Annotated in this window: 4 protein-coding genes and 1 pseudogene; 2 read left to right on the top strand and 3 right to left on the bottom strand. The window is 70.5% G+C overall.

Annotated elements, in window-relative coordinates:
- Positions 1–232 (top strand): annotated as a pseudogene (locus AB7U92_RS22965) (hypothetical protein); the annotation flags it as partial.
- Positions 233–242: 10 nt separating this feature from the next.
- Entirely contained in the window at positions 243–920 is a 678-nt protein-coding gene (locus AB7U92_RS22960; protein ID WP_428582472.1) for a DJ-1/PfpI family protein, read from the top strand.
- A gap of 92 nt (positions 921–1,012) precedes the next feature.
- Here the strand turns inward: AB7U92_RS22960 and AB7U92_RS22955 are convergent, their stop codons facing one another.
- The 3 genes from AB7U92_RS22955 to AB7U92_RS22945 all read right to left on the bottom strand — a co-directional run.
- The gene (locus AB7U92_RS22955) at positions 1,013–1,936 is read right to left on the bottom strand and encodes a DMT family transporter (RefSeq protein ID WP_428582470.1); all 924 of its coding nucleotides are present in this window, start codon (positions 1,934–1,936) and stop codon (positions 1,013–1,015) included.
- 10 nt (positions 1,937–1,946) lie between these two features.
- The gene (locus tag AB7U92_RS22950; protein ID WP_428582468.1) at positions 1,947–3,176 is read right to left on the bottom strand and encodes an MFS transporter; all 1,230 of its coding nucleotides are present in this window, start codon (positions 3,174–3,176) and stop codon (positions 1,947–1,949) included.
- Positions 3,177–3,245: 69 nt separating this feature from the next.
- Positions 3,246–4,113 (bottom strand): efflux RND transporter permease subunit (locus tag AB7U92_RS22945; protein WP_428582466.1); only part of this gene is annotated, 868 nt, incomplete at its 5' end.

Here is a 4,113-nt window from a genome sequence, read left to right as displayed (position 1 = left end):
CGCCGACATCATCTGGGCGATCAAGGTACTGCGCCTGACCGAGTGCGCCTATCCCTTCGCGCGCAACTTCCCCCACCTCGCCGCGTGGTACGCGCGGGTCTCGGCACGGCCCGGCTTCCGCCAGGGAGTGCTCGGGCGCTACAAGCTCGTCCACCACGTCTTCCGCGTGAAGGGCGTGCTCATGAACCTGTTCGGGCGCGGCGTCGCCAACGCCAGCCGCGTCGCCGCCTGAGGAGACGACCATGACCAAACCATTACGCGTCGGCATCCACCTGTTCGACAACATGACCATGCTCGACGGCTACGCGCCGCTGCAGGCGCTGTCCTTCGTGCCCGGGCTCGAGGTCACCACCTTCGCGAAATCGACCGCGCCGCTGCGCTCGGATTGCGGCGCCATGCTGCTCGCCGCGCACGATCTCGTCGACTGCCCGGCGCTCGACGTGCTGGTCATGCCGGGCGGCGGCGACGTGCTACCGCAGATGCAGGACCCCGATCTGCAGGCCTTCCTGCGCGAACGCGCAAACGACTTCGCCTGGGTCACCTCGGTCTGCACGGGCTCACTCATCCTGGCCGAGGCGGGGCTGCTCGACGGCTACCGCGCGACCACCCACTGGGGCTGGTTGCCACGCCTCGCGCGCTACCCCGGCATCGAGGTCGCCGACGAACGCGTGGTGGTCGATCGCAACCGCGTCACCGGCGGCGGCATCACCGCCGGCCTCGATTTTGCCCTCACCCTGGCCGCCACCGTGGTCGGCGACGAGGCCGCGCAGGCGGCGCAACTGGTGATGCAGTACGAGCCCGTCCCGCCCTACGCCTGCGGCCACCCGGCGCGCGCACCGGCGCCGCTCACCGCCGCGGTGCGCGGCATGGTCGACCAGCGCTGCGCTGCGCTGGACGCCTGGCTCGATCGGCGCACCTGAGCCATAGCGCCCCGGGTCACGAACAGGCGGCTGAAGAACGCGTTGAGGAAGGCCGGGCGCGCTACGCCGCGGACGGCCTCCGCAGTCGCTCTTCAGTTGCCTGCCAGCCGTCGCTGCTCCTGGCGCAGGTAGAGGTTGTTGGCGATCAGGGCACTCACCACCAGCCCCGCGCCGACCAGTTCGATGGTCTCGAAGCGATGGCCCTGCACGGCGCGGTAGGCGAAGGTCACCACCGGCATGCAGTTGATGAAGAGCGTGGCATTGAGGCCGCCGATGCGCTGGATGGCGCCGTTCCACGCCAGCATGGCGAGCAGCACGCCGACGAAGGTCAGGTAGAGCATCTGCCAGGCCACGCTGTGCACCGCGGCAAGGCTCGGTGTGTGAATCACGCCGGCGGCGACCAGCGTCGCCGTGACCGCGGTCGTCGCGAGCCCACCGGGCAACATAGTCAGCACCGTCACGCGCCACACCGACCAGCCGCCCAGGCGGCCGAGGCCCATGGTGTAGACCACCCAGCACAGGGCGCTGACGAAGATGATGCAGTCGCCGAGCACCTGGCGCGGCGATTCGACGAGGTCGAGCTGGCCCTTCGTGACCACCAGCAGCACGCCGGTGAAGGCGCCGAGCATGCACAGGGCGGTGACCAGTGCCGGGCGCCGTCCGCGCAGGATCCACACCGCGAGCGCCGCGATCATCGGCTGGGTGCTGACGATGACCACCGCATGCTCGGCGCGCGACAACGACATGCCGAGGAAGGTCAGCATGGGCGAACCGCAGATGCCGATCACGCCGAGGCCGATGGCGAGCTTCGCGCGGCCGTCGTAGCGCAGCGCCGCGCGGCCCTCGCGCATGACCAGGATCGCGGCCAGGCAGAGCGCGGCGACCAGGTAGCGCGTGGCCGTCATGTGGAAGGGCTCGATGGCGACGAAGGCGTCCTTGGCCACCGGCAGCTGCACGCCCCAGGTCAGGGTGGCGAACAGCGCGGCCGCGAGGCCGGTGCCAAATCCGCGCGCCATGACGGCCGGCTCAGACGGCTGCCGGCGCGGCGACGCCGCGGCCGGCATCACGCGCCCGCGAGAGCAGGAACAGCACCACCGAGAGATTGACCAGGTTCCAGCCGATGCCGTGGACGAAAGCCACGGAGTAGGAACCGGTCCAGTCGAAGATCGCGCCCGAGGTCCAGCCACCCACCGCCATGCCGGCGATGGTGGCGAGGATGACGACGCTGAGCCGGCTGCCGGCCTGCGCGGCGGGGAAATACTCGCGCACGATGAGTGCGTAGCAAGGCACGATGCCGCCCTGGAAGAGACCGAACAGGGCCGCCGCGCCGTACAGTGCGGTGAGCGACTGCGCCGGCAGGAAGGCGACCAGCGCGACGCCCTGCAGGGCCGAACTGATGAGGAGCGTGCGCAGGCCGCCGATGCGGTCGGAGACCACGCCGAAGACGAGCCGCGAGGCGATGCCGCAACCGAGCATGACGGCCAGCATCTGCGCGCCGCGAGCCGGGCCGAAGCCGAGATCGCCGCACAGCGAGACGATGTGGACCTGCGGCATGGCCATGGCCATGCAGCAGCCGAAGCCGGCCAGTGCGAGCAGGCCGAGCAGGCCGTTCGGGGTCAGGCCGAGCACCGCCGGCGAGCCGGCGCTGCCGCCGTCGCCGCGGATGGCGTCGTCGCCCAGCGGGCGGCGCAGGAGCGCGAGCAGGGTCGGCAGCATCAGCGCAACGCTGATCCCGGCGATGTTCAGGTAGGCCGCGCGCCAGTCCGACTCGGCCAGCATGTCGACCAGCAGCGGCGGCCAGATCGCGCCGCCGACGTAGTTGCCGCAGGCGGCGATGGCGACGGCCAGTCCGCGCCGGCGCGTGAACCACTTGGAGATGTCGGCGACCAGCGGCGCAAACACCACGGCGCAGCCGAAACAACCGATCTGCACGTGGGCGAGATTGAACAACAGCACGCTGTCGCTGGTCGCCGCCTGCACGTAGGCGAGCGCGAGCAGCACGGCGGAGACCGCCAGCGGCGCGACCACGCCGTAGCGATCGACGGCGCGCCCGGCCAGCAGCCCACCGACGCCGAAGCCGATCATGACCATGGTGTAGGGCAGCGAGGCGCCCGCGCGCGAGAGCCCGAAGTCGAGCTGGAATGCGGGCATGGCGACCACCACGACGAACATGCCGGCACTGCCCACGGTAGCGAGCAGCAGGCAGGCGGCCAGGCGGCACCAGGCATAGCCGGAATCGAGGGCGGCGGTCTTCATCGCGGGTCGGTCGTGAGCAGACGGTCGAGCGGCGGCACGATACGCGAAATCAGAAGCGAGGTCGAAGCCTCATTCGGGATGCGGACGATCGTCGGTGAAGTGGCCGAAGCGGAACAGCAGCGCCGGCATCACCAGCAGGTTGAGCACGGTCGAGGAACACAGACCGCCGACGATGATGGCGGCCATCGGACCCATGATCTCGCGTCCCGGGTTGTCGCTGTCGACGGTCAGGGGCAGCATGGCGAGCGCGGTGACCAGCGCGGTCATGAGGATCGCCGGCAACCGTTCGCGCGCGCCGCGCAGGGCGGTCGCCAGGTTCCAGGGTTCGCCCTCGATCCGCACCAGGTGGTCGTAGTGCGAGACCAGCATGATCGAGTTGCGCACCGTGATGCCGAACAGGGTGACGAAGCCGACCACCGAACCGACCGAGACCACGCCACCGGCGAGCATCACCGCCGCCACGCCACCGGCCAGCGAGAACGGCAGGTTGAGCCCGATCAGCAGCAGGTAGCGCAGGCGCCCGACCGCCATGTAGATCAGCAACAGCACGCCCAGCCCGCACAGGGCCGCGTGCCAGACCAGTTCGCGGCGCGCCGCGGCCTGCTCGACGGCGGCGCCGGTGAACTCGACATGCATGCCGTGGGGGAAGGTCATCCGCGCGAACACCTGCGCGCGCAGTTCCGCCATGAAGCCAGCGAGATCGCGTCCGGCGACATCGGCCGTCACCACCTGCAGGCGTTGACCATTGCGGTGCAGGACGTTGTAGCGGCCGGCCATCTGCACGACCTCGGCAACATCGGCGAGACGCACCGGGCCGCCCGGTCCGTGGGCAACGACGAGTTCGCCCAGCGTGCCGGCCGCGGCGCGGACCGCCGCCGGCAGCAGGATCACCACCGGCACGCGCTGGGTGCCGCGATGCAGTTCGTTGACGGTGGCC

Origin of the sequence: Piscinibacter sp., from assembly GCF_050175855.1 — a bacterium.
Classification (GTDB): domain Bacteria; phylum Pseudomonadota; class Gammaproteobacteria; order Burkholderiales; family Burkholderiaceae_C; genus Piscinibacter.
The sequence above is the reverse complement of the archived record's forward strand: the minus strand, read 5'-3'. Positions and strand labels throughout refer to the sequence as shown.

What these genes read in the sequence shown, in the direction of transcription:
- AB7U92_RS22960 (WP_428582472.1), top strand. Translation starts at nt 243, where the DNA reads ATGACCAAACCATTACGCGTCGGCATCCACCTGTTCGACAACATGACC.
- AB7U92_RS22955 (WP_428582470.1), bottom strand. Translation starts at nt 1,936, where the DNA reads ATGGCGCGCGGATTTGGCACCGGCCTCGCGGCCGCGCTGTTCGCCACC.
- AB7U92_RS22950 (WP_428582468.1), bottom strand. Translation starts at nt 3,176, where the DNA reads ATGAAGACCGCCGCCCTCGATTCCGGCTATGCCTGGTGCCGCCTGGCC.